This window comes from Serratia silvae (assembly GCF_023282985.1).
Classification (GTDB): Bacteria; Pseudomonadota; Gammaproteobacteria; order Enterobacterales; family Enterobacteriaceae; genus Chania; species Chania silvae.
The window spans coordinates 19,667-46,309 of record NZ_JAGQDC010000023.1 but is presented as its reverse complement, the minus strand read 5'-3'; the positions used below and the strand labels follow the sequence as shown (position 1 = coordinate 46,309).

The following is a 26,643-nucleotide window of genomic DNA, read 5'->3' as shown; positions in this document are numbered from 1 at the left end:
CCTACGGGTTCGAGCTTAGTACGCCCCTCTGGGGCGCCAAAGCAATGCCGCCTTCTATGAAGGCGGATTTTTACTTTCAACTCTGTCCTCGCTCTCCCCCTTCTTAAAAGGTGCATCTCTTAAACCCTATGGATTTCAAGTCGACCGCTCTAGCGCATCCCTGCGCTCGCGGCATTGGTACATCCCTGTACGGCATAGCTCGGCGATCACAACGCTGCGGCTTGAAAGACGACGGGTATAAGGATATTTGTTTCACGTCTATCTAGTGACGAGGTAACATTAGCGTTCACTTGTCTTATTTCCCGCTGAGACAAACACTTTTTTAACAGTACGTTAACCAAGCCTGCTACAACAGGCATCGGCGACGCAGACTACCTGATGAAAAAAACCAGACAGCACCAGTTAACCCGTTGGCTCAAAACACAGAGTACGTTGGCGCAGCGTTGGCTGCGTTTATCCATGCTGTTAGGTCTGGCAAGCGGCATTTTGATCGTCGCCCAGGCCTGGCTGTTGGCTTCCTTGCTCCATGCGCTGATTATCGAGCATCAACCCCGTGGCGAACTGGTTTCGTCGTTTATCTGGTTGGCAACAACCTTTGCACTGCGGGCCTTCCTGAGCTGGCTGCGCGAACGAGTTGGCTTCATTTGCGGGCAGGTTATTCGCCAGCGTATGCGTGCACAGGTGCTGGATAAGCTGCAACAGCTTGGCCCCGCCTGGATCCAGGGCAAGCCCGCCGGGAGCTGGGCCAGCATCATCGTTGAGCAGATCGAGGACATGCAGGAGTACTACTCACGCTATCTGCCGCAAATGTATCTGGCCGTGTTTATCCCGGTGCTGATCCTGATCACCGTCTTCCCGATCAACTGGGCGGCCGGGTTTATCCTGCTGGCGACCGCCCCGCTGATCCCACTGTTTATGGCGCTGGTCGGTATGGGGGCGGCCGATGCCAACCGCCGTAACTTTGTCGCGCTGGCTCGGCTCAGCGGCAATTTCCTCGATCGCCTGCGCGGCCTGGATACCCTGCGCCTGTTTAATCGCGGCCAGGCGGAAACCGATCACATTGCCAAATCTTCGGAAGATTTCCGCCAGCGCACCATGGAAGTGCTGCGCCTGGCTTTCCTCTCCTCCGCCGTGCTGGAATTCTTCGCCTCTATTTCCATCGCCGTCGTAGCAGTCTATTTTGGCTTCTCCTATCTCGGTGAACTGGATTTTGGTAGCTACGGCATGGGCGTTACGCTGTTTGCCGGTTTTCTGGTGCTGATCCTGGCGCCGGAGTTTTTCCAACCGCTGCGCGATCTGGGCGCTTTTTATCATGCCAAAGCTCAGGCCGTGGGTGCCGCCGAAGCGCTGGAAACCTTCCTGGCCGCCGAGGGCGAGCAGGTTGGCAATGGTTCTCAAACGCTAAATAGTGAAGACCCACTGACCGTGCAGGCGCAGGCGCTGGAAATCCTCTCGCCTAACGGTGTAGTGCTTGCCGGGCCGCTTGATTTTACCTTGCCTGCCAATCAACGCATTGCCTTGGTTGGGCTTAGCGGTGCCGGGAAGAGTTCGCTGCTAAACCTGCTGCTCGGCTTCCTGCCCTACCGGGGCTCGTTGCTGATCAACGGTATCGAACTGCGCGAGTTGGCTGCGGTTAACTGGCGTCAGCAACTGGGCTGGGTGGGGCAAAACCCCCATCTGCCAGCTCAAACGCTGCGGGACAATATTCTGCTCGGCTACCCGCAGGCCAGCGAGGCCCAATTGCAACAGGCGGTTGAACAGGCTTACGTCAGTGAATTCCTGCCGCATTTACCAAAAGGGTTGGCAACCGATCTGGGCGATGGCGCTGCCCGGCTTTCCGTTGGTCAAGCTCAGCGGGTGGCCGTGGCGCGGGCGCTGCTCAGCCCCCGCCGCTTGCTGTTACTGGATGAACCTGCGGCCAGCCTGGACGCCCACAGCGAACGTTTGGTGATGCAGGCGCTGAATGCAGCGTCCCATCAGCAGACCACGCTGTTGGTCACACACCAGTTGGAAGATACCGAAGATTATGACCAGATTTGGGTGATGGACAGCGGGAAAATCGTGCAGCAGGGCAACTACGCCACGCTCAGCGCTCAGCCCGGTCTGTTTGCCAAACTGATTGCACACCGCAGCGGGGAGCTATAATCATGCGCGTTTTGCTGCCATTCCTGGCGTTGTATCGCCGCCACACGTTTCTGATTTTACTGGGTATCGTGCTGGCCATCGTCACCCTGCTGGCCAGTATCGGCCTGTTAGCCCTGTCTGGCTGGTTCCTGGCTGCCTCTTCGCTGGCCGGCCTGGCAGGGTTGTATACCTTCAACTACATGCTGCCGGCCGCTGGCGTACGGGGTGCGGCAATCTTCCGTACTGCCGGGCGTTATGCAGAACGGGTTGTCAGCCATGACGCCACCTTCCGCGTGTTATCCCATCTGCGGGTATTTACCTTCCGCAAAATCCTGCCGCTGTCACCGGGGGGTATTGCCCGCTTCCGTCAGGCTGAACTGCTCAACCGCCTGGTTGCCGATGTTGATACACTCGATCACCTCTACCTACGCGTTATTTCGCCGATGGTCAGTGCCGCGGTGATTATTGTGGTAGTCACCGTCGGCCTCAGTTGGCTGGATGTCTCGCTAGCACTGACGCTAGGCGGGATCTTGTTATTGCTGTTGCTGGCCGTTCCACCGATCTTCTATCGCGCAGGTAAGCCCATCGGGGAAGAGTTGACCCTGTTACGCAGCCAGTACCGTACCGACCTGACCGCCTGGCTACAGGGGCAGGCCGAACTGGTGGTGTTTGGCGCGCTGGACGGCTTCCGTCATAAACTCAGCGCGACCGAACAGCGCTGGCAGAGCCGTCAGTGGCAACAGGCTTCGCTAGGGGGGGTTGCCCAAGCGCTGATGATCCTGGCAAGTGGTCTCACCGTCACGCTACTGATGTGGCTTGCAGCCGCAGGGATCGGTGGTAATACCCAACCGGGGGCCCTGATTGCCCTGTTTGTCTTTGCCGCCCTAGCCTCTTTTGAAGCCATGATGCCCGTCGCCGCCGCGTTCCAACATCTGGGCCAGGTGATCGCTTCAGCGACCCGGGTCAAGCAGATCATCGATCAGCAACCGGAAGTCATCTTCCCTGCCAGCGGCCCAGCCTCACAGCCGGGCGCAGCGCTGCAACTGAACGAGGTGTCCTTCACCTATCCCGACCAGCCGCTGCCGGTGTTGAACGACGTGACGTTGAACATCGCCGCTGGCGAGCACATAGCGCTGCTGGGCCGCACTGGCTGTGGTAAATCGACCCTGCTGCAATTGCTGACCCGCGCTTGGAATGCCGACGGTGGCAAAATTCAGCTCAACGGGCAACCACTGGCCAGCTATGATGAATCTACGCTGCGTGCCATGACGACGGTGGTAAGCCAGCGGGTGCATATCTTCAGCAGTACGCTGCGTGAAAACCTGCGTATAGCGGCACCTGCGGCCAACGATGAGGAATTAACCCTCGCACTGCAACAAGTCGGTCTGGATAAGCTGCTGGAAAATGAGGGGCTGAATGCCTGGCTGGGCGAAGGTGGCCGCCAGCTTTCCGGTGGTGAGCAACGCCGTCTGGGCATTGCCCGTGCCCTGCTGCATCAGGCGCCGTTGTTGCTGCTGGATGAGCCAACCGAAGGGCTGGATGCCGAAACCGAGCAACAGATCCTGGCCCTGCTCCGCCAGCATTGCCGCGGCAAGACGTTAATTCTGGTCACTCACCGGCTCTATGGGCTGGAGCATTTCGATCGCATCTGCGTGATGGACGGCGGCAGTATCGTGGAACAAGGCAGCCACGCAGCGCTAATGCACCAGCATGGTCGTTACGCCCAATTCCACCAACGTATCAGTAATGTATCGCTGTAAAACCGCCTGTGGGCGACGCTAAGAGGTTTTATGCGCATTGTTAAGCTGTCATCGCAGTCTACAGCGTTTCCTTCACCAGAGACCGCCCTGCACGATCCTAACGGACTGCTGGCCATCGGTGGCGATCTGACGTCTGCACGGTTGTTGGCGGCCTATGAGCGCGGGATCTTCCCCTGGTATTCGCCAGGGGAAGCCATCCTCTGGTGGTCACCAGACCCACGGGCGGTGCTGTTCCCAGCGCAATTCCATGTCAGCCGCAGCCTCAAGCGATTCCTGCGCAACCCGCCGTTTCGCATTACTCTCAATCATGATTTTGCCGCCGTGATCGCCGCATGTTCATACCGCCCCGATGAAGGCACCTGGATCGGCGAGGAGGTACAGCAAGCCTATTTACAATTGCATCACCTCGGGTACGCCCATTCCATTGAGGTGTGGCAGGGGGAAGAACTGGTCGGCGGCCTATACGGTGTCGCCCAGGGAGCGCTGTTCTGCGGTGAATCAATGTTTAGCCGCACCACCAACGCATCAAAGTGTGCTTTATGGGCGTTTTGCCGCCATTTTGCCGGTTATGGAGGAGAATTGGTTGACTGTCAGGTGCTTAACGCTCACACTGCCCGGCTTGGAGCGAGAGAAATTCCCCGCCGCCAATTTTTGCAGCAGTTGAGCAACCTTCAGCGCAGAGTGTTAGCGCCGGAATGCTGGACAGCGCAAGTCATACCCCCACAGCTGGTTGAACTGCCCTCCCAAACTGACTAATTTTGTGGAATCGGTGCATTGTTCACCGACACTCCTTTACATAATGTGGGTTTTTCGGCATTATCTTGCCGGTTAAAAACTAAGGTAGTTACACCTAGAGGATTCGATGGCCAAAGAAGACAATATTGAAATGCAGGGCACCGTTCTTGATACGCTGCCGAACACCATGTTCCGTGTTGAATTGGAAAACGGGCACGTGGTTACCGCTCATATCTCCGGTAAAATGCGCAAAAACTATATCCGCATCCTGACGGGTGACAAAGTCACTGTAGAGCTGACCCCGTACGACCTGAGCAAAGGCCGCATTGTCTTCCGTAGCCGTTAATCGGCTCACTCGTCGCCAGCCACTGGCGACACCGAGGATGTGATCCCTCAAAAGAGCCCTTTCCGTTTACCCCCGCAGCAACGTTCTCCACCGAGTTGTATTGGCGCAGGTAAACTGAGAGGGCTCACTCATTTTATAAGGGCGACATATTCTGTTCGACCGCATGCTGCGCCTTTTTAACAGCATACGACGCCCTTACAGCAGTCCGTGAAATTCACGTATAAAAAAAGCGATGCCAAGGCATCGCTTTTTTATTACCAGTCTACCGCTTAGTGCACAGCACCTTCATCCGCTTTACGCTTCTGGGCGCTGAGGAAGTGGTAAGTCAGCTGTTTTTTGTCTGCATCCAGCTCGACTTTCACCGAGCCGCCGTCAACCAGAGAACCAAACAACAGTTCGTTGGCCAGCGGTTTTTTCAGGCTTTCCTGCATCACACGCGCCATTGGACGAGCGCCCATCGCACGGTCATAGCCTTTCACCGACAGCCAGTCACGCGCTTCGTCGCTCACTTCCATTGATACACCCTTGGCATCCAGCTGGGCCTGCAGTTCGACGATAAACTTGTCGACCACCTGCTGGATCACCGCAGGAGACAGATGGTTGAACCAGATGACGTTATCCAGACGGTTACGGAATTCTGGCGTAAACACCTTCTTGATCTCGTCCATCGCATCGATGCTGTTGTCCTGTTCGATCAGGCCAATCGATTTGCGTTCGGTTTCGCGTACCCCGGCGTTGGTAGTCATCACCAGGATCACGTTACGGAAGTCTGCTTTACGGCCGTTGTTATCGGTCAGCGTCCCGTTGTCCATCACCTGCAACAGCAGGTTGAACACATCCGGGTGCGCTTTCTCGATTTCATCCAGCAGGACCACCGCGTGCGGATGTTTGATCACCGCATCGGTCAGCAGGCCGCCCTGATCGTAACCAACGTAGCCCGGAGGCGCACCAATCAGACGGCTGACGGTATGACGTTCCATATATTCGGACATATCAAATCGCAGCAGCTCGATATCCAGCGCCTTCGCCAACTGCACGGTAACCTCAGTTTTACCTACCCCGGTCGGCCCGGCGAACAGGAAGGAACCCACTGGCTTGCGATCCTGGCCCAGACCAGCACGGCTCATCTTGATCGCTTCGGTCAGCGCCTCGATGGCCGGATCCTGGCCAAACACCAGCATTTTCAGGCGGTCACTCAGGCTTCTCAGTACGTCGCGGTCGCTCGCGGAGACGGTTTTTTCCGGGATACGCGCAATACGTGCAACCACGGATTCGATATCCGCCACGTTGACCGTTTTCTTACGCTTGTTCACCGGCAGCAACCGGCTACGCGCACCAGCCTCATCGATCACGTCAATCGCCTTGTCCGGCAGGTGACGGTCGTTGATGTATTTCACCGACAGCTCCACCGCAGCACGTACCGCTTTAGCGGTGTAACGCACGTCATGGTGCGCTTCGTATTTGGTTTTCAGACCGTTGATGATCTGAATGGTCTCTTCTGGCGTCGGCTCGGTAATGTCTATTTTCTGGAAGCGACGCGCCAGCGCACGGTCTTTTTCGAAAATATTGCTGAACTCCTGATAGGTGGTGGAGCCAATCACCCGGATCTTGCCGCTCGACAGCAGCGGTTTGATCAGGTTGGCGGCATCCACTTGCCCACCAGAAGCCGCACCGGCACCGATGATAGTGTGAATTTCGTCGATAAACAGGATGCTGTTCTTATCCTGCTCTAGCTGTTTGAGCAGCGCCTTGAAGCGCTTCTCGAAATCACCACGGTATTTGGTGCCCGCCAGCAATGAGCCGATGTCCAGCGAGTAGAGCGTGCAGTCTGCCATCACCTCTGGCACGTCGCCCTGCACGATCCGCCACGCCAGCCCTTCGGCAATGGCGGTTTTACCTACGCCGGATTCACCCACCAGCAGCGGGTTGTTTTTACGGCGGCGGCACAGCACCTGAATGGCTCGCTCCAGTTCACGGTCACGACCAATCAGCGGATCGATACCGCCGACGCGGGCCAGTTGGTTGAGGTTGGTGGTGAAGTTTTCCATACGGTCTTCCCCTCCAGGCTGCTCTTCGTTTACCGGGTTTTCCGCATTAGGTGCCTGGCCCGGCTCATCTTTACGTGTACCATGTGAAATGAAGTTCACCACGTCCAGACGGCTGACGTCGTGTTTACGCAGCAGGTATGCCGCCTGGGACTCCTGTTCGCTGAAGATCGCCACCAACACGTTGGCACCGCTCACTTCGCTCCGGCCGGAGGACTGCACATGGAATACCGCACGCTGCAGCACTCGCTGGAAGCTGAGCGTCGGCTGGGTGTCGCGCTCCTCTTCGCTGGTGGGCAGCGTTGGTGTGGTTTGTTCGATAAAGGCTTCCAGCTCCTGGCGTAACGCGGCCAGATCCACCGTACAAGCCTCGAGCGCTTCGCGCGCGGCAGGGTTGCTGAGTAATGCCAGCAACAGGTGCTCCACGGTCATAAACTCATGTCTGTGCTCGCGCGCTCTGGCGAAAGCCATGTTGAGACTGAGTTCCAATTCTTGATTGAGCATAGGCACCTCCCCAATAGATTGCCTTTTCAGGCTTTTTCCAGCGTACAGAGCAACGGATGCTCATTCTCCCTTGCGTAACGGTTCACATGGACCACCTTGGTTTCCGCCACCTCGGCGGTGAAAACACCACAGATCGCCTTGCCTTGATAGTGGACCGTGAGCATCAGTTGCGTTGCACGTTCAATATCATAAGAAAAGAACTTTTGCAGAACGTCAATCACAAATTCCATCGGTGTGTAATCGTCGTTGTTAAGTATAACTTTATACATTGACGGCGGTTTTACCGCATCGATTTGTTTTTCTTCGGCCAAGTGTTCAATATTTAGCCAATCGTTGCTATTGCCCATTGCTGCTCATCTTCTCTGCCATGCCTCAGTATATGGGGCCATGTTCGGGTTATTCAAACGGGAGTATCAAGACTATTTTACCATCTTCGCGGTTAACGTGCCGCAGCACAACGCGATTAATCGCTGTTGTCGCGGCCATAATTTGTTACCAAACCATGTCAATAGCGTTAACTACTTCAAACTTTGGTGAACTGCCCGACGCGCTCATTGGCCGATCCCTTGACGTGTTGATCATTTGCTCTAGAGTGTAATTTTGTGAGTTGTTGGTCTTTTGACCAGTTGGTACTCACATGGATCAGTTATTCATCTCATTTTAAAAATAGCATTGCGAGGGATGTAGCAGCATGGAGACGGGTACTGTTAAATGGTTCAATAACGCCAAAGGGTTCGGCTTTATCTGCCCGGAAGGCGGCGGTGAAGATATCTTCGCGCATTATTCAACAATTAAAATGGATGGCTACCGAACGTTGAAAGCGGGTCAACAGGTCAGGTTCGACGTGCATCAAGGGCCGAAAGGGAACCACGCGAGCCTGATTATGCCGCTGGAAAGCGAGGTAATGGCCTAAACGCTTCCCCAAGCCACTTCTGCATAGCCAAGTTAAAATGCCAGCCGCCGTAAGGCTGGCATTTTATTTTTGCTATTACTCACGCGCCAAGGCGTCAATCGGGTTCAACCGCGCAGCGCTGCGTGCCGGCAGATAGCCGAACACCACGCCAATACCGGTGGAACACAAGAACGCACTCAACAAGGCCACTGGTGGGAAGCTGATCTGCCAGACCGGCATCGCCAATTGCACCAACAGGCCAATCGCGAACGACAGTGCGATCCCCAACGCGCCCCCCACCAGACAGACCAGCACCGCCTCGATCAGGAACTGTTGCAGAACATCGCCGGAGCGCGCGCCCACCGCCATGCGAATGCCGATTTCACGCGTCCTTTCCGTTACCGAAACCAGCATGATATTCATCACCCCAATCCCACCAACCACTAGCGAAATCACCGCCACCAGGGTCAGGAACAGTTGCAGAGTTCGCGTCGTTTTCTCGGCGGTTTGCACCAAGCTATCCATATTGTAGGTGAAGAAGTCTTTCTTGCCGTGGCGCAACGTCAACAACCGCGTCAGTTGCTGTTCCGCTTCCTGGCTGTTATAGCCCTCACGGATACGCACGGTGATCGAGTCAAAATAGTCGTTGCCCATCAGGCGATTGGCCATCGTGCTATAGGGCACCCATACGCTCAGCGCCTTGCTGCTGCCGAACATCGACTGCTTTTCCTGCGCCACACCCACTACCGTGGCTGGCATATTGCCGATCAGGATCACCTCACCCACCACGTTTTTTTTATGCGGGAACAGCCGCCGCTGGGTATTGGCGTCGATCACCACCACCTGCGCCTGGGATTGCACCTGTAGGGTATCGATACCAACCCCCTGGGAAAGGGTCATGCCGTAAACTCGAAAATATTGTTCACTGACGCCCGCAACGTTGGCGGCCACATCAATATTGCCAAACCGTAGCCGCATGCTGCTGCTGATATTCGGTGAAAGCGCACTGACATAGGGTTGTTCACGCAACGCACTTAGATCGCCATACTTCAACGCCTGGCGGAAGCTGGGATCATCGTCTCCAAAGTCTTTGCCGGGATAGATGTCCACGGTGTTGGTGCCGATGGATTTGATGTCTGCCAGGATCATCTGCTTGGCCGCGTCGCCGATCACCAGGATCGAAACCACAGAGGCAATGCCGATAATGATCCCCAGCATGGTTAACGCCGTGCGCATTTTGTTGGCTGCCATAGCACGCCAAGCCATCACCAACGCCTCACGGAAACGGCCAGCCATCTGCTGCCAGGAAGGTGCTGGCGTGGCCATATCCAGCATTTTGGCCTGCGGGTTACCCTGCGCCTGTGGCCGAGAGTCGGCGATGATTTCACCGTCGCGGATCTCGATAATCCGCTCCGCCTGCTGCGCTACCGCCGGATCGTGCGTGACGATAATCACGGTGTGCCCCTGCTCGCGCAGTTGCTTGAGGATCGTCATCACCTCTTCACCGGAATGGCTGTCGAGCGCACCGGTCGGTTCATCCGCCAGGATCACCTGACCACCGTTCATCAAAGCCCGCGCAATACTGACGCGCTGCTGCTGCCCCCCCGAAAGCTGGCTTGGCCGGTAGGTGATACGTTCCCCCAGCCCCAGACGTTGCAACAAAGCCGCCGCCCTTTCGCGCCGTGCTGCCTTGCTCAACCCGGCATAAACCGCAGGCACCTCCACGTTATGCGCCGCACTTAGATGGGGTAGCAGATGATAACGCTGGAAGATAAAGCCAAAGTGCTCGCGCCGCAGCTGAGCCAGCGCATCGCCATCAAGCGTTGCCACGTCCTGCCCGGCTACGCGGTAAGTCCCGGCGCTGGGCTTGTCCAGGCAGCCGAGAATGTTCATCAGCGTCGATTTACCGGAGCCTGAAGCCCCCATAATCGCCACCATCTCACCGGCATCAATGCGCAGACTGACGTTTTTCAGCACGTCTATGGTCTGATCGCCGGAGAGATAGCTGCGCCGAATATCACTAAGTTCTAACAGTGCCGTCATCAACTGGCCTCCGCGCCGCCGCGGCTGACAATCACTTCTTCACCGGCCTGTAACCCGCTGACAATCTGCACATCCACATTGTTGCGAATGCCGATCGTGACTTCACGCTTCTCTTCCTTGCCCTGTTTTAGTACCGAAATATGGTAACGGTTATCGGCAATCTGATCCCCCAATGCCGCCAGCGGGATCACCAGCGCATCACTGACGCCAGCCAGCTGAATATGCACCTGCGCGGTCATTTGCAGACGCAGCAAGCCCTGTGGGTTTGGTACTTCGAAACGCGCGTAATAGAAAATGGCATTGTTAACCTTCTCTGGCGTGGGCTGAATGTCTTTCAGCACGCCATCGTAACGTTTGCTCGGATCGCCCAGCACGGTAAACCAGGCTTTCAGCCCCGGCTTGAGGTGGATCACATCTGCCTCAGAAACTTGAGCCTTCACCAGCATGGTGCTCATGTCTGCTAACGTCAGAATGTTGGGCGCTTGCTGCGCAGCGATCACCGTCTGGCCCTGCAAGGTGGTGATCTGCACCACATCACCGTCCATCGGCGCTTCGATACGGGTATAGGTCAGGTTTATCTTGGCGGTATCCAGGCTGGCCTGATTTTTGGCGATCTGCGCACGGGTAGTTTCAACCTGCGCCTTTTTTACCGCCAGTTCTGTGGTGAATTTATCCAAATCCTGGTGCGATACCGCCTGCACCTTGGCCAGTTCGCGGTTACGCTGCAAGGTCACTGTCGCCAGTTGCTGCTCCGCCAACGCCTGTTGCAGTTGGGCGTGCAGTTGCTGTAGCGTGGCTTCGCCTTCGCGAATGCTGTTTTGTGCCTGTTGAGGATCGATAATGCCGAGCAGTTGGCCTTTTTGCACCTTTTCGCCAATCTCGACCTTCAGGCTCTCCAACTGACCGCTGACCTGAGCCCCCACATCAACCTTACGTACCGCATCCAGTTGGCCAGTTGCCAATACACTTTGCTCTAGATCGCGTTTAGCGACCTTGACCGTTGTAAACTCTATTGGAGTCGGATGGCTAAAGCGCCAATAAGCCACAATGGCGAGCACCACCAGAACGGCGCACACCACCAACCCGCGTTTTTTACCTCTGAATAACCACATCAATGTCTGTTCCTACCTATTTCCTGTCGTTCTCAGGCTGCCAACCATGGCAACCCAAGTAAATTATCATGTTGCTCTATCAGTAACTAAACCCAAGCTCAACGTATTTCATGCAATGCAATTTTGCCATGCCGTATTGAACTACTGTTTAGTCAAACCTTGATGAAATAGTCATTTGGACACGGATCAGGATTTCATCATGTCTCAGCTCAGCTATCCACTCATATCGGCCAAACCGGCCAGCCAACTGATGACGGCACTGATCAATGGCGAGAAAGTGCCCAGCAATGCCTGGAAAAAAACGTCATTCCGCCTAAAGTTTCTTGGCCGTTCACTGCTCTGCTGGCCAACGACTCGTAGCCTGCTCAACACACTGGCCGCCAATCCTCTGCTGGATGAAATTTTAAGCGCACAGCCCAATCTGCCATGCAAACTGCATCGCCCCTATCTGGCGAACAACATAAGCCGCATCGACCGTCTGCTGGCCCTGCGCGATCACTACGATCTGATCGCCCAACGCATGCCGCTGAAGATGCACCTCGGCCAACTTGGTAGCCATCCCTTTCTCTTAAGCCACGCACAGGACAAAAATAGTGAGCAAATCTGCCTGCAACTGGCATCGCTAGACCACTTGAATAAAGAGGGTGAAACGACCCTGCTGTTACGCAATAGCCAAGGGATCATGCTGGCTGAAATGACCTTCACCTTGATGAATTACCAGCAAAAACCCACGTTATTTATCGGCGGTATGCAAGGCGCTAATTGCGCGGTACCACACACTGAGATCCAGAATACGACCAAAGCCTGCCACGGCCTGTTTCCAAAACGCCTAGTGTTGGAAGGCATTTGCCACCTGGCCCAACAGTTGGGGATCCGGCAGTTGATCGCGGTTGGTAACGCCACCCATATTTACCAGAACTGGCGCTACCACCACAAAAAGAAAAGTCAGTTGCATGCCGATTACGATCAGTTCTGGCTTTCAATGGGCGGCAAGCAACTCGATAACGACTATTTCCTATTACCCGAGCGCATTGCCCGCAAGCCAATGGAAGACATCGCCAGCAAAAAACGCGCGGAATATCGCCGCCGTTACCAACTACTGGATGAACTCCAGCTGGGGATTAGCAAACACTTTTCCTAGTCCGCCCGGCCCCGCGCCAACCACATCACGCGTGAGAACATTTTCTTTAACAACGGTGGCACCGAGTCGGTGCCCCACGCCCCGGCCTGCATGGCCACCTCAATCGCCAGATCGGGTTTTGAAGTGTGATGCACCGCTTTGAGGATCACTTTGCGCACCGGCATCTGTACCTTTAGCGGTACCGAGGCCACCCGATGATAGACCGAGCTGAATCCCTCCCGATACATGAAGTGTTCCATGTCCGGTGCAGGCAATGCGGTCAGGCGATCACGCTCGTTATCTTCGTGGTTATCCAGCATGTTGCGTACGGTGTTGGCGTATTTCTTGCCTGCTTCGTCGCCATCAACCAAAGCATGCCATTCAATGCCCATGCGTCGGGCAAACTTCAGCAGGGGTTTCAGACCGCATTGGGCAAATTCGATCACCCGCACACCTTCGGACTCGAAACGATAACCACACTGGCGTGCCAGCTCGTTGAGCAGCCAGACCTCGGTTTCCCCTTCCACCAGCAGCCAGCAACGGGCAAACAACGAGGCCGGCCGGTTAAAGCGAATGTGGAACGCAATGCGCCGCCCATCCTCCGCACTTAGCCCCTTTGGCCCAAGGCGATAGGTGGCAACCCGGGCCGACTCGCGCACCAGGCGGCAAATATGCTCCACCGGCACCAGCGACACCAGTTCGCTGGAGTTGGTGGTGGTAATACGCTGCAACGGCATCTGGTTGAGCAACCCCCAGGCCACCGACAGCATGATGGGATGCAGCCGCGTTTCCGGGTCTTCAACCAGCAATAATGGCCGGGCATGGGGATCGAGTTTTACGTTGCCCTTGGCCTGCAGCAACGTAGAGAACATCCCCAACAGGATCAAACGCATACTGCGGCTGTTAGGTTCGGCAATCATGCGGTTGATGCTGTCCAACGAGCGCCACGCCTGCTGTTCCGGCGGCTGACGATGGCGGCGAGGCCCGGCAACCTGCGAACCTTGCTCGGCAAAATAGTGTTCAAGCAACTGCTGCATCGCCGCTAGCCCCTGCCGCAGTTCGGAGTTCGTCAACTTTTGCGGATTACGCACCAGTTCACGCGTCAGTTGATCCAACTGCTGTGCCAGGGCTTCGTTATCGGCTGGGAGGCGATCGCTGAGTGAGCTGGGCCGCAGACGGCGGATAAAGCGCGCATCACGCAGCCGCAGCACCGGATGAATACGGATCAGGGCGTGCACCAGTTGATCGATATGGTGCAGGTGCAAGGCGTTGCCATCGGCATCAAGAAAACGCCGCCAGGTGCATACCGTGCCATCATCGTCTAATTCCCCTTCGCAGCAGTAATGAATGCGGCTCAGGTTATCTTCCCCCTTCGACCACAGCGGTGAAAGATGGCGATAGCGCGGCAGGTACGCGTGGCCAGTATCCTTTTCGCAAAAAGTGAAGATAATCTGCAAATGACGATCTTTGGCCGCCTCGTCGCCTGGTGGGAAATAGAAATCTTTGGCTTCAAAGCGGTACAGCGTCTGTTCAGGGGCAAGCAAAAAGGTCATGGCGTCCAGCAGGCTGGACTTGCCCCAGGCATTTTCCCCGAGTAGCACGGTATTATCATCCAGCGTCAGTGAAAGCCGGTTGATACCGCGGAATCCTACAATCTCAATACGCTCCAGGTACATCTGCTGACTCCTTTATTCGCCTGATAGCATGAGGATGAGCAATAAAGCCATTGCAGGTCAAGTAGACATTCCCACTGCGTGCTGCAAACAGCGTAAATCAGCCACTTTACTCTGCAGCCCATTTTGGTTAGCGTGTTGAGTTTGCCGTATTCCCATCTGATTAAAGGACGCTAGTTTCACATGTATTCAGGACTGCTGATTATACTGATACCGCTGATCGTCGGTTATCTTGTCCCCTTGCGTAGCGTCACCCTGATCCGGGCCATTAACCGCCTGCTGAGCTGGATGGTGTATGTGATCCTGTTCATCATGGGGATCAGCCTGGCATTCCTGGAAAACCTCAGCAGCAACCTGGTGCTGATCTTTCAGTACACCCTGGTGTTTTTTGTGTGTATTTTCTGCGCCAACCTCCTGTGGTTATCGCTGTTTGAACGCCGCCGCCCCTGGCACAGTACCCACAAGCAAGAAACGTTGCCCTCACGCCTGCATATGGCATTGGAATCCCTGAAGCTTTGTGGGGTGGTAGTGGGTGGCTTTGCCTTGGGCCTCACCCAGTGGCACTGGCTGCAATATGCCGGTCAAGGCAGTGAATACGCCCTACTGTTTCTGCTGCTTCTGGTAGGCGCACAGCTACGCAACAGTGGGATGACGCTGCGCCAGATTGCCCTCAATCGCCGTGGCATGATGGTCGCCGTGGTGGTGGCGCTCAGTTCGCTGGCGGGTGGTGCAGTGGCCGCACTGCTGCTGGGGTTGCCGCTGAAAGCCGGTTTGGCGATGGCTTCGGGTTTTGGTTGGTACTCTCTTTCCGGCATCCTGATCACCGACGCCTATGGCCCAGTGATGGGCAGCACCGCCTTCTTCAACGATCTGGCTCGTGAGCTGGTGGCAATAATGCTGCTCCCTACGCTGGTGCGTCGTAGTCGCTCCTCTGCATTGGGTTTATGTGGTGCCACTTCGATGGATTTCACGCTGCCGGTGCTGCAACGCAGCGGCGGGATCGAAATGGTGCCTCCGGCCATTGTGCACGGATTCTTGCTGAGTCTGTTGGCTCCGGTGTTAATCGCCCTGTTCTCCTGACGCCCACGGGCGCGGCTCGCCGCGCCTGCTGATCAAAGCGTAATAATTCCCATCCGCACGCCAACTTGTTCTAAATCAAACTTTGTTAAAGTTGTATCACAAAAGCCTTTTTAAGGTTGCGTCATCGATCTATGCTTCAAAACAAGCATTATAAATGCAACTTTAAAAAAGGAAGCGATTATGTTCTGTGTGCAATGTGAACAAACCATCCGGACACCGGCAGGTAACGGCTGCTCTTACGCTCAAGGGATGTGCGGCAAAACGGCAGAAACCTCCGACCTGCAGGATCTGTTGATAGCGGCGCTGCAAGGGCTATCTGCCTGGGCATTGCAGGCGCGTGCGTTGGGTATTATCGATCATGATGTCGACAGTTTCTCCCCACGCGCCTTCTTCTCTACGCTGACCAACGTTAACTTCGATTCCGAACGCATTATCGGCTATGCACATGACACCATTGCCCTGCGTGACTCGCTGGCGGTTCGCTGCCGCCTGCTCGACGCCAGTGTGCAGGTCGATCACCCGCTGGCTCAGCTGCAACTGACCGGCAACGATATGCCTGCGCTGTTGCAACAGGCTGCACAGTTTGCTCTTAATAAAGATAAAGCCGAGGTAGGCGACGATATCCACGGCCTACGGATGCTGTGCCTGTACGGCCTGAAAGGGGCCGCCGCCTATATGGAACATGCCCATGTGCTGGGCCAGTTCGACAACCAGATCTATGCCGATTACCACGCCTTCATGGCCTGGCTGGGCACCCAACCGAGCGATCTGGACACCCTGCTGAACAACTCCATGGCCATCGGCAAAATGAACTTCAGCGTGATGGCTATTCTAGATCGCGGCGAAACCAGTGCCTTTGGCGACCCACAGCCGACCACGGTCAACGTGCGCCCGGTGGCGGGCAAGGCGATCCTGATTTCCGGCCACGATCTGAAAGATCTGCGCCTACTGCTGGAACAGACCGCAGGCACAGGCGTCAACGTCTATACCCACGGTGAAATGTTACCGGCCCATGGCTATCCAGAACTGAAGAAATTCCCGCATCTGGTGGGTAACTACGGCAGCGGCTGGCAGAATCAGCAGACCGAGTTCGCCAAATTCCCGGGTTCGATAGTCATGACCTCCAACTGCATTATCGATCCGAACGTCGGCAATTATGGCGATCGCATCTGGACGCGCAGCATCGTTGGCTGGCCTGGCGTCAACCATCTGGAAGGGGATGATTTCAGCACTGTGATCGCTCAGGCGCAGCAGTTGGCTGGCTTCCCTTACAGCGAAATCGAACAACTGATCACGGTCGGTTTTGGCCGTGAGGTGCTGCTCAGCGCCGCCGATACCGTGGTCGATCTGGTCGTTCAGAAAAAACTGCGCCACGTATTCCTGGTAGGAGGCTGTGACGGCAGCCGTGACGAGCGCAGCTACTTCACCGATTTTGCACGCAGCGTACCCCAAGATTGTCTGATCATGACGCTGGGTTGCGGTAAATACCGCTTCAACAAGCTGGACTTCGGCACGCTGGAAGGGCTACCGCGCCTGCTGGACGTTGGCCAATGTAACGATGCCTATTCCGCCGTAATGCTGGCAGTCAAACTCGCCGAGAAAGTCGGTGGCACGGTCAACGATCTGCCGCTCAGCCTGGTGCTGTCGTGGTTCGAGCAGAAAGCAATCGTCATTCTGCTGACGCTGCTGTCGCTAGGGGTGAAAAATATCGTCACCGGCCCAAGCGCCCCGGCCTTCCTGACTGACAATCTGTTGGCGGTGCTGAATGAAAAATTCGGCCTGCGTTCGGTCACCACCGTAGAGCAGGATATGCAAACCCTTCTCGGCTAAGGCCGTTATTCCGGGGCTGCCCATCGCGGCGGCCCCGTTTGTTTTGAGGTGCCCTATGAGCCAACCCAGCCCACTTTGCCCCAACCCGATGCAGGTGCACTCCTTGCAACAGGAAACCGCCGACGTCTGGACGCTGAACCTGATCAATAACGACTTTTATCCTTATCAGCCCGGTCAGTTTGCGTTGGTCAGCATTCGCGACAGTGAAGATACGCTGCGCGCCTATACTCTCTCCTCTTCACCCGGCCTGAGTCCTTTTATCAGCATCAGCGTACGTTGCCTGGCGGATGGCCTCGGCTCACGCTGGCTGACGCAAGAGGTCAAACCTGGCCAAATACTTTGGCTATCAGACGCCCAGGGAGAATTCAGCTGCGTGCAACACCCCAGCGATAGCTACCTGATGCTGGCTGCCGGCTGTGGCGTCACGCCAATTATGTCGATGTGCCGCTGGCTGGTGGTGAACAAGCCGCAATGTGATATCCGGGTGATCTTTAACATCCGCACCCCTGCCGATGTGATTTTTGCCGAACAGTGGCAACGGCTATGTGCCGCCCATCCACAATTGCAACTGACCTTAATGGCAGAGCAGGATGCGCAACCCGGCTTCCTGTCTGGTCGCATCAATGAGCAGGTGTTGCAACAGACCGCGCCGGATATCGCCTCACGCACCGTGATGACCTGCGGCCCGGCCCCTTACATGCAACAGGTTGAACAGCTTTGCCTGGGGCTCGGCGTCCCTGCCGCCAATTTCCACCAGGAACAGTTCCACACCTCGGCAACGTTGGACGATGGGAAAAGCGGTCAGTTAACATTGCGCATCGGTCAGCCATTGCGTGAATTCCGCGTGCCAGTCGGCAGCACCTTGCTCGCCGCTTTAGAAGCCCATAAGTTACCGGTCAATGCCGCCTGCCGTGCTGGCGTTTGCGGCTCGTGCAAAACCCGTATTATCGATGGCCAATACACCACCACCAGCACCATGACGTTAACCCCGGCGGAAATCGAACAAGGTTACGTGTTGGCCTGTAGCTGCCAGCTACAGGGTGACGTCACCCTCGCCTGAAGCTTTGGCCCCATCTTCCCGACGGGGCACATATCGGTAAGCGTATCCCTTAATGCCCTTCTACACTTTCTGTTTGCCTCTAACCGGGCGAGTATCCCTCATTTTGGATAATGACTGGAGGAACGATGAAGCAAACAGTAGCCACGCTGATCGCCAAAACGCTGGAACAGGCAGGTGTAAAACGGATCTGGGGCGTTACCGGCGATTCGCTCAACGGCCTGAGTGACAGCCTGCATCGGATGGGAACCATCGCCTGGATGGGCACCCGCCACGAGGAAGTCGCCGCCTTTGCTGCCGGTGCCGAAGCGCAGCTCACTGGCCAACTGGCGGTCTGCGCAGGCTCCTGCGGCCCCGGCAACCTGCACCTGATCAACGGCCTGTTCGATTGCCACCGCAATCACGTCCCGGTGCTGGCCATCGCCGCTCATATTCCTTCCAGCGAGATCGGCAGTGGCTACTTCCAGGAGACGCACCCGCAAGAGCTGTTCCGCGAATGCAGCCATTACTGCGAGCTAGTGTCCAATCCAGAGCAACTGCCGCGAGTACTCGAGATCGCCATGCGCAAAGCGATCCTCAACCGTGGCGTCTCGGTGATTGTGCTGCCGGGGGATGTCGCCCTGCAAATGGCCCCAGAAGATGCCAGCATGGTGTGGCATACGCCTGCGCACCCATTGATGCAGCCACCGATGAGCGAGCTGCAAAAACTGGCAGAAACGCTGAACAGCGCCAAAAATATCACCCTGATGTGCGGCAGCGGCTGCGCCGGTTCGCATGACGAAGTCGTCAAACTGGCCGAACTTTTGCAGGCCCCGATTGTGCACGCCCTGCGCGGTAAAGAGCATATCGAATGGGATAACCCTTACAGCGTCGGCATGACCGGGCTGATCGGTTTCTCTTCCGGCTATCACGCCATGATGAACGCGGATACGCTGGTGCTGCTAGGCACTCAGTTCCCTTATCGGGCGTTTTATCCTACCCATGCCAATATCATTCAGATCGATATCAACCCCGGCAGTATCGGTGCACATTGCCCGGTCAATATGGCGCTGATGGGCGATATCAAAACGACGCTAAGCGCCTTGCTGCCACAGCTGCAAGCCAAGAGCGACCGCAAGTTTCTCGATAAGGCGCTGGAGCATTACCGAGAAGCGCGTAAAGATCTCGACGGGTTGGCTACCGCCAACGATGACCAGCCGATCCACCCACAATATCTGGCACAGCAAATCAGCAACTCAGCCACGGATGACGCCATCTTCACCTGCGATGTCGGCACGCCGACGGTGTGGGCAGCTCGGTATTTGAAAATGAACGGCAAACGCCGCCTGCTCGGCTCGTTCAACCATGGCTCAATGGCCAACGCCATGCCGCAGGCGATTGGTGCCCAAGGTACCGAACCGGATAAACAGGTGATCGCCATGTGCGGTGACGGTGGCTTCACCATGCTGATGGGAGATTTTCTCTCGCTGGCCCAGTTGCAGCTGCCAGTCAAAGTGGTGGTGTTCAATAACAGCGTGCTGGGGTTTGTGGCGATGGAGATGAAGGCCGGTGGTTACCTTACCGATGGCACCGATCTGCACAACCCGGACTTTGCCGCCATCGCCAATGCGGCAGGTATCAAAGGCATTCGGGTAGAAAAGGCCTCCGAGCTGGACGCAGCATTACAGGAAATACTGGCCCATCCAGGCCCCGCCTTGCTTGATGTGGTCACCGCCAAACAAGAGCTGGCGATGCCGCCGCAGATCAAATTCGAGCAGGCCAAAGGGTTCAGCCTGTATATGCTGCGCGCCATCATCAATGGCCGTGGTGATGAGGTCGTCGAACTGGCTAAAACCAACTGGCTGCGTTAATCGCTTCTGGGGACAATGAAGTTGGTTGTCCCCTGCATTTTCCGCTTTTGCCCCGCGCTAATCCGGTTATGATGAAAGCCACTTCCTCATCGGCTACCAAGGACCCGTATGCTTATCGATTTACGCAGTGACACCGTTACCCAACCTAGCGCAGAGATGCGCACCGCCATGGCGCAGGCTGACGTCGGCGACGACGTATATGGCGACGATCCCACCGTCAACGCCCTCCAGGCTGAAGCGGTCAGGCTCTCTGGCAAAGAGGCGGCATTATTCCTGCCTACCGGCACCCAGGCCAACCTGGTAGCCCTGCTGAGCCATTGCCAACGTGGTGAGGAATATATCGTTGGCCAGCAGGCGCATAACTACAAATATGAAGCTGGTGGTGCCGCCGTGCTGGGCAGTATTCAACCCCAGCCGATCGAAGCCAATCCCGATGGCACACTGCCGTTAGACAAAGTCGCCGCCGCCATCAAGCCCGATGATATTCACTTCGCCAAGACTCGTCTGCTGAGCCTGGAAAACACCATCAGCGGCCGTGTGCTGCCGCTGGAATATCTGCAACAGGCCTGGCAGTTCACCCGTGAACACAAGCTGGCCCTGCACATTGACGGCGCGCGCATTTTCAACGCGGCGGTGGCGCTTAACGTGCCGCTGAAAACCCTTGCCCAGTATTGCGACACCTTCACCATTTGCCTATCGAAAGGCCTGGGTGCACCGGTCGGCTCACTGCTATGCGGTAGCGAAGAGTTTATTCAACGTGCCAACCGCTGGCGCAAGATGACCGGTGGCGGTATGCGCCAGGCCGGTATTCTGGCGGCGGCCGGGCTCTATGCGCTGGAGCACAACGTCGAGCGGCTGAAAGAAGATCATGACAACGCCAAATGGCTCGAACAGCAGCTACGTGACATTGGCGTGGATATTGCCGAACCTGGCGCACAAACCAACGTGCTGTACCTGCGCCAATCCCCGGAGCTGGCGGCCAAGCTCGGCCCCTGGATGCGCGAACGTGGTGTGTTAATCAGCGCCGGGCCGTTGACCCGTATCCTGACGCACCTCAACGTTAGCCGCCAGGATCTGCAAAAAGTGGTCGATCTGTGGCGGGAATTCTTGCAGCAGCGCGCCTAACTTTTTGCAGTAACACTGGGAGGCCCCGCCTCCCGGTTCTCGCCAAACCCGCTATCTCAGCCTAGTTCCAATACCTGAAGGGATGTCATCTATGAGTCATAAATTTCGCCAGACGTTATTAGCTCTCACCCTCGCTAGCAGTGGAATGATGTTTACCTTGCCAGCCAGCGCCGCCCCGGCGCCAGCCCAACAGCAGACGCAGGTTCCCGGCTATTACCGCATGATGTTGGGTAACCTGGAGGTGACAGCGCTGTACGACGGTTACGTCAAACTGGACGCCAAACTGTTCCACGGTGTCAGCGAGCCGGATATGCAAAAGCTGTTCGCCCGCATGTTTACCGACAGCAAGTCAGGCATACAGACGGCGGTTAACGCGTTTCTGGTGAATACCGGTACGCATCTGGTTTTGGTCGATGCCGGTACCTCGCAGTGTTTTGGACCAACGTTGGGGGCTATCAAAAACAACTTGCGTGCGGCAGGTTATCAGCCAGAGCAGGTTGATATGATATTGCTGACGCATCTGCACCCCGATCACGCCTGCGGCATCACCGATCAGGGCAAGGCCGCCTTCCCTAACGCTACTGTCTATGCCTCCAAGGCCGATGGAGATTATTGGTTGAGTAAAGAGATAGCGTCCAAAGCCCCGAAGGACGCGCAGCCGATGTTCAAGATGGCCCAGGACGCCGTGGCCCCTTATGCCGAACAGGGCAAGCTGAAATTGTACAGCCCTGGGGAGCAGTTACTTCCTGGGCTGGAGGTGATAGCGACACCGGGCCATACGCCTGGGCATACCTCTTACCTGTTCAGCTCCGGCGGCCAGAAACTGCTGTTGTGGGGGGATATCGTCCACAGTCACTCTTTGCAGTTTACCAAACCTGAAGTCGCAGTGGACTTTGACACGGACTCCAAACAGGCAATCGCTACCCGGCAGAAGGTGTTTGCCGATGCGGCTGAAAACAAGCTGTGGGTTGGCGGAGCGCACTTACCTTTCCCTGGCCTGGGCCATATACGAGTCGAAGGTAAAGGCTATGCGTGGGTGCCGGTTGAATATGCTCCAGTGGTCGTCGGCGAGAAGAAACCTTAACGCAGTTGATGACAACGGGCGGCGCATGCGGCGCCCGTTTAATTGTGCACATTGCAGGAACTCAAACCACCATCCGGCCATAGAGCCAGTAACCCACAGCCAGTATCAGCAGCAGGTTCAGCACTACGCTGAGGATAAAATAGGTTTTGAACGGTTGTTTCTGCGTTTTATGGCGGAACAGTCGTTGCCCGATAATGGCCCCTATCCAACCGCCCAGCACGCCGAACAGCAGGAGGGTTATTTCCGGCACCCGTTGCCAACTTTTGCAGGCGGCCAGCTTATCGGCACCGTAGATCAGCAGGGTCAGCAAGTTTACCAGCAGCAACCACGTCCACAGCGGAGCGGGAAAACACAGGCTGCCAGCCAAGGCAATTAGCAGCAGCAAATAACACAGAGAATTGATTTTCATCGGGCATAGGCTCATTGCTTGATCGCCGCGTAGTGTGAACCGCCCTACGTGCAGATGCAACTTTTGATACCCATACAAAAAGTGCATTTAGCTCGCTAATTTGTCATTCTATACCCTATGGATTTCAAGCTGCAGCTAGGCGACAAGCTTACTCATCCCCAGGAGCTTACTTTTGGGTAAGTGACTGGGGTGAGTAAGTGCAGGTAACAACGCTGCAGCTTGAAAGACGACGGGTAAAACTACGCTCACATTAACATCAATCAATTAAGGCAGCGCAATGACCTCCCAACGTATTCTGGTTCTTGGAGCCAGCGGTTATATCGGCCAACACCTGATCCCCCGTTTGACCGAGCAAGGCCACGAGATCACCGCCGCAGCACGCCGCATAGAATGGTTGGAAGAGCAAAACTGGCCGCACGTAAGCTGCCGCTATGTGGATGTCTATCGTCCAGAAACGCTAACGGCGGCGCTATGGCAGATCGATGCCGTTTACTACCTGATCCACGGCATGGGCGATGGCGATGATTTTATCGAAAAGGAGCGCCAGGCGGCGGAAAACCTGCGCGATGCCCTGCGGGGTTCCACCGTTAAACAGGTTATTTTCCTTGGCGCACTGCAACCAGAGGGCAATAGCTCTCCTCACCTCATTGCCCGTAAACTGACCGGCGAAATCCTGCGCCAAAGCGGCATTCCTGTTACCGAATTGCGCGCCAGTATTGTAGTTGGCCCAGGGTCAGCCGCGTTCGAGATCATGCGCGATATGGTCTATAACCTGCCGATCCTGACGCCGCCGCGTTGGGTGCGGTCAAAATCCTCCCCGGTCGCACTGGATAACCTGCTCACTTACCTGACCGAACTGCTGCAACACCCGGCGCAGGAAAACCGTACTTTTGACGTGGCCGGGCCGGAGTACATCAGCTACCAAACCCTGTTTGAGCGCTTTATCAAGATTAGCGGCAAAAAGCGCTGGTTGATCCCGGTACCGCTGCCGACACGCTTTATCTCGGTATGGTTTATCAGCATGATCACTTCTGTGCCGACCTCGATTGCCAGCGCGCTCATCCAGGGGCTGAACCATGACCTGCCTGCCGATGGTAAACCGCTGCAAGCCTTGATCCCACAGCCACTCCAAACCTTTGATGAGGCAGTGAAGGAAACGCTACGCCGCGAAGATGAGGTGGTCGACTCTGCCGACTGGGGTTATGATCCTGAAGCCCGGGCCCGCTGGCGCCCCGGTTATGGCTTCTACCCCAAACATGCGGGCTGTGAGCTGGAAACACAGGCCTCTAGTGAGGCGCTATGGCATGTCGTTCAACAGTTGGGTGGCAAAGAAGGCTACTTCTACGCCAATATCCTGTGGCAAATCCGCGCCCGCATGGACGATATGATCGGCAACGGCGTCGTTTATGGCCGACCGCAGCGTGACACCCTGGAAATCGGCGATCTGGTCGATGGCTGGAAGGTGATCACCAAGAAACCGTTGCGCCAGTTGGCATTGATGTTCGGGATGAAAGCGCCGGGACTAGGCCGCCTGACCTTCAGCATCAAAGACCTGGGCGATCGCCGCCAGGTCGATGTCCGCGCCTGGTGGCATCCTGCCGGTTTCAGCGGGCTGTTATACTGGTTTGTCATGATGCCTGCCCACCTGTTTATTTTCCGTGGCATGGCCAAACGGATTGCCCAATTGGCTGAAGAGTACGATAACCAACGTCCTCATTAGTCTAATTGTCGATCAACCGCACAGTTTGCTGCTGCGGTTAGGTCCTTTCTCATTGCATAGCGCACAAAATCACGAAAGAATGGCATCTTATTTGCTGGGACGCGCTAAAACGCCCTCAGCATCCTGATTTTTGGTGAGAACAGAGTGAGTTATGAAGGTATTGGTCACCGGTGCAACCAGTGGGTTAGGCCGTAACGCCGTTGAATATCTCCGCCGCCAAGGCATAAAAGTGCGTGCCACCGGGCGCAATCAGGCCATGGGCTGCCTGCTGGAAAAGCTGGGTGCCGAATTCATCCATTGCGACCTCACCAACCTGATCTCCTCGCAGGCCAAAGCCATGCTGGCGGATGTGGACGTGCTGTGGCACTGCTCCGGTTTCACTTCCCCATGGGGCACGGAAGAAGCCTTCGAACTGGCCAACGTCCGCGCTACCCGCCGTTTGGGGGAATGGGCTGCGGCCTACGGCGTAGAACGGTTCATTCATATTTCGTCGCCGGCGATTTACTTTGATTATCACCATCACCGCAATGTGGATGAAGACTTCCGCCCGGTTCGTTATGCCAACGAGTTTGCCCGCAGCAAGGCCGCCGGGGAACAGGTGGTGCAACAGTTGGCGCTGTCCAACCCGCAAACCCACTTCACCATCCTGCGCCCACAGGGGCTATTTGGCCCACACGACAAGATCATGCTGCCGCGCCTGCTGCATATGATCAAACATTACGGCAGCCTGCTGTTACCGCGAGGCGGGAATGCGCTGGTTGATATGACCTATCTGGATAATGCGGTACACGCCATGTGGCTGGCCACTATGAAGGAAGACACCCCTTCAGGACGGGCCTACAACATATCCAACCAGCAAGCCTGCCCGCTGCGCACCGTGTTGCAACAGCTGATCGATGAGTTGGGCATGAAGTGCCGCATCCGTTCGGTACCCTACCCGATGCTGGATATGATGGCGCGTGGCATGGAAAAGCTGGGCAGTAAAAGCGACAAAGAACCCGTTTTGACCCATTACGGCGTGGCCAAGCTCAATTTCGATCTGACGCTGAACACCACCCGCGCACAGCGGGAGCTAGGCTATCAACCAGTTGTTTCGCTGGAAGAAGGCATTAGTCGTACCGCTCGCTGGTTAAAAGAGCACGGTAATCTGCACGGGCTATAACTCACCCTCACCCACAGGGAGAGGGAGCTGATAGTCCCTGCACATTTGGCAGTAAAGAGATAATCTCAGCAAACTCGATCGGCCCACTGTGGGAGAGCGTGAGGGCATTTCTTTTGGCGTTAGCGCATAGCTCCGTATTTACTCAGCAACGCCTCTATAATCGCCTCGCTTTCCGCATCTGGCTCACCGCGATAATCGCTGGGCCGGAAATGCATCTGAAACGCCGCTACCAGGTTCCGCTGCTGCTTGGTATCCCATGTAGGATCGACGCCATAGCCGTAACGCGCCAGCTTTTCCAATAGTGATGCCATCGCCACCGGTGCTTGCTTGTCACGACCGGCCAGATAACATTCCACTTCCCGCTCATCCGGCCAGGCACCAATACCTGCCTGCGCCAGTTGTTGCCACGGGAAGAGTGGGCCAGGATCCTGCTTGCGCTGGGGGGCGATGTCACTGTGCCCTACTACGTCCGTCGGTTGCATCGCGTAACGCTGCACAATATCGCGACTAAGCTGGATCAGTAACGCAATTTGCTCGGGTGTATAGGGCTGCCAGTCTGTCTCCAGCAAGTTATGGGTGAAGCCCTGGTTGACGATCTCAATGCCGATCGAGGTATCGTTCAAATTGCTACGCCCACGCCAATTGCTGGCCCCGGCATGCCAGGCACGTAGCGTTTCGGGTACCAGTTGATAAGCCACCGGTTTGCCGCTCCGCTGTGGCGGATGGGCGGGCAGCAAGTAATGGGCGCTGACGTGCTCATCCGTCAGCGTTTTCAGCGATGAGTGAAAGTCTTCTGCAGTGTAATGCATCACCAGGAACCGAATACGCTGATCGGCCCCAGGAGCCTGATGCAGGGTTTCCAACTGATAGCTGCCGTGATCCACCAGCGTGCTGGTGGATTGCTGTTGGCACCCCGTCAAAACTCCAATCGCAGCGATCCACAACCACTTAACCAAAATATGCTCCTTCCTG

Annotated in this window: 21 protein-coding genes; 14 read left to right on the top strand and 7 right to left on the bottom strand. The window is 56.1% G+C overall.

Annotation, left to right across the window (positions count from 1 at the left end; all coding sequences use genetic code 11):
• Positions 1–378: 378 nt before the first annotated feature.
• The 4 genes from cydD to infA all read left to right on the top strand — a co-directional run bounded on the left by cydD (position 379) and on the right by infA (position 4,965).
• Complete coding sequence (gene cydD, locus KAJ71_RS21250; protein WP_248947513.1) at positions 379–2,145, top strand: heme ABC transporter permease/ATP-binding protein CydD; 1,767 nt, start codon at positions 379–381, stop codon at positions 2,143–2,145.
• Between the two features lie 2 nt (positions 2,146–2,147).
• Positions 2,148–3,884, top strand: coding sequence for a heme ABC transporter ATP-binding protein/permease CydC (gene cydC / locus KAJ71_RS21245; protein WP_248947512.1), 1,737 nt, complete (start codon positions 2,148–2,150; stop codon positions 3,882–3,884).
• 30 nt (positions 3,885–3,914) lie between these two features.
• On the top strand, positions 3,915–4,640 hold the full coding sequence (gene aat, locus KAJ71_RS21240; RefSeq protein WP_248947511.1) for a leucyl/phenylalanyl-tRNA--protein transferase: 726 nt from the start codon (positions 3,915–3,917) through the stop codon (positions 4,638–4,640).
• A gap of 106 nt (positions 4,641–4,746) precedes the next feature.
• Positions 4,747–4,965 carry a translation initiation factor IF-1 gene (gene infA, locus KAJ71_RS21235; RefSeq protein ID WP_002211347.1) on the top strand — a complete coding sequence of 73 codons (219 nt, stop codon included), beginning with the start codon at positions 4,747–4,749 and terminating at the stop codon, positions 4,963–4,965.
• A 269-nt stretch (positions 4,966–5,234) separates the two neighbouring features.
• On the opposite strand, the gene clpA is transcribed toward infA, so the two are convergent.
• A complete protein-coding gene (gene clpA / locus KAJ71_RS21230) occupies positions 5,235–7,514 on the bottom strand; it encodes an ATP-dependent Clp protease ATP-binding subunit ClpA (protein ID WP_024529873.1) in 2,280 nt (759 codons plus the stop codon).
• A gap of 26 nt (positions 7,515–7,540) precedes the next feature.
• Positions 7,541–7,861 (bottom strand): ATP-dependent Clp protease adapter ClpS, encoded by a 321-nt coding sequence (clpS, locus tag KAJ71_RS21225; RefSeq protein WP_021804950.1) that lies wholly within the window; start codon positions 7,859–7,861, stop codon positions 7,541–7,543.
• Between the two features lie 344 nt (positions 7,862–8,205).
• Here clpS and cspD point away from each other — a divergent pair, with 344 nt between their 5' ends.
• Positions 8,206–8,427, top strand: coding sequence for a cold shock-like protein CspD (gene cspD, locus KAJ71_RS21220; protein ID WP_248947510.1), 222 nt, complete (start codon positions 8,206–8,208; stop codon positions 8,425–8,427).
• Between the two features lie 75 nt (positions 8,428–8,502).
• On the opposite strand, the gene macB is transcribed toward cspD, so the two are convergent.
• Positions 8,503–10,449: a macrolide ABC transporter ATP-binding protein/permease MacB gene (macB, locus tag KAJ71_RS21215; RefSeq protein WP_248947509.1), complete on the bottom strand. Its 1,947-nt coding sequence runs from the start codon at positions 10,447–10,449 to the stop codon at positions 8,503–8,505.
• The gene (gene macA, locus KAJ71_RS21210) at positions 10,449–11,561 is read right to left on the bottom strand and encodes a macrolide transporter subunit MacA (protein ID WP_248947508.1); all 1,113 of its coding nucleotides are present in this window, start codon (positions 11,559–11,561) and stop codon (positions 10,449–10,451) included. Before macA ends, macB begins: the two co-directional genes overlap by 1 nt.
• 199 nt (positions 11,562–11,760) lie before the next feature.
• Between macA and KAJ71_RS21205 the strand changes: the two genes are divergently transcribed.
• Positions 11,761–12,702 (top strand): VirK/YbjX family protein, encoded by a 942-nt coding sequence (locus tag KAJ71_RS21205; RefSeq protein ID WP_248947507.1) that lies wholly within the window; start codon positions 11,761–11,763, stop codon positions 12,700–12,702.
• Here the strand turns inward: KAJ71_RS21205 and KAJ71_RS21200 are convergent.
• Positions 12,699–14,357, bottom strand: coding sequence for an ATP-dependent endonuclease (locus KAJ71_RS21200; protein ID WP_248947506.1), 1,659 nt, complete (start codon positions 14,355–14,357; stop codon positions 12,699–12,701). The genes KAJ71_RS21205 and KAJ71_RS21200 overlap by 4 nt on opposite strands.
• A 180-nt stretch (positions 14,358–14,537) precedes the next feature.
• On the opposite strand from KAJ71_RS21200, the gene KAJ71_RS21195 reads away from it, so the two are divergent.
• The 6 genes from KAJ71_RS21195 (at position 14,538) to KAJ71_RS21170 (ending at position 22,380) form a co-directional block, all read left to right on the top strand.
• Positions 14,538–15,434: a LysO family transporter gene (locus KAJ71_RS21195; protein ID WP_248947505.1), complete on the top strand. Its 897-nt coding sequence runs from the start codon at positions 14,538–14,540 to the stop codon at positions 15,432–15,434.
• Between the two features lie 180 nt (positions 15,435–15,614).
• A complete protein-coding gene (hcp, locus tag KAJ71_RS21190; protein ID WP_248947504.1) occupies positions 15,615–17,264 on the top strand; it encodes a hydroxylamine reductase in 1,650 nt (549 codons plus the stop codon).
• A gap of 55 nt (positions 17,265–17,319) precedes the next feature.
• Positions 17,320–18,324, top strand: coding sequence for an NADH oxidoreductase (hcr, locus tag KAJ71_RS21185; protein WP_248947503.1), 1,005 nt, complete (start codon positions 17,320–17,322; stop codon positions 18,322–18,324).
• A gap of 125 nt (positions 18,325–18,449) precedes the next feature.
• Positions 18,450–20,171, top strand: coding sequence for a ubiquinone-dependent pyruvate dehydrogenase (poxB, locus tag KAJ71_RS21180; protein ID WP_248947502.1), 1,722 nt, complete (start codon positions 18,450–18,452; stop codon positions 20,169–20,171).
• A gap of 108 nt (positions 20,172–20,279) precedes the next feature.
• Complete coding sequence (gene ltaE, locus KAJ71_RS21175) at positions 20,280–21,296, top strand: low-specificity L-threonine aldolase (RefSeq protein ID WP_248947501.1); 1,017 nt, start codon at positions 20,280–20,282, stop codon at positions 21,294–21,296.
• A 91-nt stretch (positions 21,297–21,387) separates the two neighbouring features.
• The gene (locus KAJ71_RS21170; protein WP_248947500.1) at positions 21,388–22,380 is read left to right on the top strand and encodes an MBL fold metallo-hydrolase; all 993 of its coding nucleotides are present in this window, start codon (positions 21,388–21,390) and stop codon (positions 22,378–22,380) included.
• 61 nt (positions 22,381–22,441) lie between these two features.
• Here KAJ71_RS21170 and KAJ71_RS21165 read toward each other — a convergent pair whose 3' ends face one another.
• A complete protein-coding gene (locus KAJ71_RS21165; protein ID WP_065685346.1) occupies positions 22,442–22,789 on the bottom strand; it encodes a DUF1294 domain-containing protein in 348 nt (115 codons plus the stop codon).
• Between the two features lie 277 nt (positions 22,790–23,066).
• On the opposite strand from KAJ71_RS21165, the gene KAJ71_RS21160 reads away from it, so the two are divergent.
• Both KAJ71_RS21160 and KAJ71_RS21155 read left to right on the top strand, forming a co-directional pair.
• Positions 23,067–24,509, top strand: coding sequence for a DUF2867 domain-containing protein (locus KAJ71_RS21160; RefSeq protein WP_248947499.1), 1,443 nt, complete (start codon positions 23,067–23,069; stop codon positions 24,507–24,509).
• A gap of 151 nt (positions 24,510–24,660) precedes the next feature.
• A complete protein-coding gene (locus KAJ71_RS21155; protein WP_248947498.1) occupies positions 24,661–25,671 on the top strand; it encodes a 3-beta-hydroxysteroid dehydrogenase in 1,011 nt (336 codons plus the stop codon).
• Positions 25,672–25,790: 119 nt separating this feature from the next.
• Here the strand turns inward: KAJ71_RS21155 and KAJ71_RS21150 are convergent, their stop codons facing one another.
• On the bottom strand, positions 25,791–26,627 hold the full coding sequence (locus KAJ71_RS21150) for an N-acetylmuramoyl-L-alanine amidase (protein ID WP_248947497.1): 837 nt from the start codon (positions 26,625–26,627) through the stop codon (positions 25,791–25,793).
• Between the last annotated feature and the right edge of the window lie 16 nt (positions 26,628–26,643).

What these genes read in the sequence shown, in the direction of transcription:
- hcr (WP_248947503.1), top strand. Translation starts at nt 17,320, where the DNA reads ATGAGCCAACCCAGCCCACTTTGCCCCAACCCGATGCAGGTGCACTCC.
- KAJ71_RS21200 (WP_248947506.1), bottom strand. Translation starts at nt 14,357, where the DNA reads ATGTACCTGGAGCGTATTGAGATTGTAGGATTCCGCGGTATCAACCGG.
- KAJ71_RS21195 (WP_248947505.1), top strand. Translation starts at nt 14,538, where the DNA reads ATGTATTCAGGACTGCTGATTATACTGATACCGCTGATCGTCGGTTAT.
- KAJ71_RS21170 (WP_248947500.1), top strand. Translation starts at nt 21,388, where the DNA reads ATGAGTCATAAATTTCGCCAGACGTTATTAGCTCTCACCCTCGCTAGC.
- macB (WP_248947509.1), bottom strand. Translation starts at nt 10,449, where the DNA reads ATGACGGCACTGTTAGAACTTAGTGATATTCGGCGCAGCTATCTCTCC.
- infA (WP_002211347.1), top strand. Translation starts at nt 4,747, where the DNA reads ATGGCCAAAGAAGACAATATTGAAATGCAGGGCACCGTTCTTGATACG.
- aat (WP_248947511.1), top strand. Translation starts at nt 3,915, where the DNA reads ATGCGCATTGTTAAGCTGTCATCGCAGTCTACAGCGTTTCCTTCACCA.
- macA (WP_248947508.1), bottom strand. Translation starts at nt 11,561, where the DNA reads ATGTGGTTATTCAGAGGTAAAAAACGCGGGTTGGTGGTGTGCGCCGTT.
- clpA (WP_024529873.1), bottom strand. Translation starts at nt 7,514, where the DNA reads ATGCTCAATCAAGAATTGGAACTCAGTCTCAACATGGCTTTCGCCAGA.
- KAJ71_RS21205 (WP_248947507.1), top strand. Translation starts at nt 11,761, where the DNA reads ATGTCTCAGCTCAGCTATCCACTCATATCGGCCAAACCGGCCAGCCAA.
- poxB (WP_248947502.1), top strand. Translation starts at nt 18,450, where the DNA reads ATGAAGCAAACAGTAGCCACGCTGATCGCCAAAACGCTGGAACAGGCA.
- KAJ71_RS21155 (WP_248947498.1), top strand. Translation starts at nt 24,661, where the DNA reads ATGAAGGTATTGGTCACCGGTGCAACCAGTGGGTTAGGCCGTAACGCC.
- hcp (WP_248947504.1), top strand. Translation starts at nt 15,615, where the DNA reads ATGTTCTGTGTGCAATGTGAACAAACCATCCGGACACCGGCAGGTAAC.
- KAJ71_RS21165 (WP_065685346.1), bottom strand. Translation starts at nt 22,789, where the DNA reads ATGAAAATCAATTCTCTGTGTTATTTGCTGCTGCTAATTGCCTTGGCT.
- cspD (WP_248947510.1), top strand. Translation starts at nt 8,206, where the DNA reads ATGGAGACGGGTACTGTTAAATGGTTCAATAACGCCAAAGGGTTCGGC.
- cydD (WP_248947513.1), top strand. Translation starts at nt 379, where the DNA reads ATGAAAAAAACCAGACAGCACCAGTTAACCCGTTGGCTCAAAACACAG.
- clpS (WP_021804950.1), bottom strand. Translation starts at nt 7,861, where the DNA reads ATGGGCAATAGCAACGATTGGCTAAATATTGAACACTTGGCCGAAGAA.
- KAJ71_RS21160 (WP_248947499.1), top strand. Translation starts at nt 23,067, where the DNA reads ATGACCTCCCAACGTATTCTGGTTCTTGGAGCCAGCGGTTATATCGGC.
- cydC (WP_248947512.1), top strand. Translation starts at nt 2,148, where the DNA reads ATGCGCGTTTTGCTGCCATTCCTGGCGTTGTATCGCCGCCACACGTTT.
- ltaE (WP_248947501.1), top strand. Translation starts at nt 20,280, where the DNA reads ATGCTTATCGATTTACGCAGTGACACCGTTACCCAACCTAGCGCAGAG.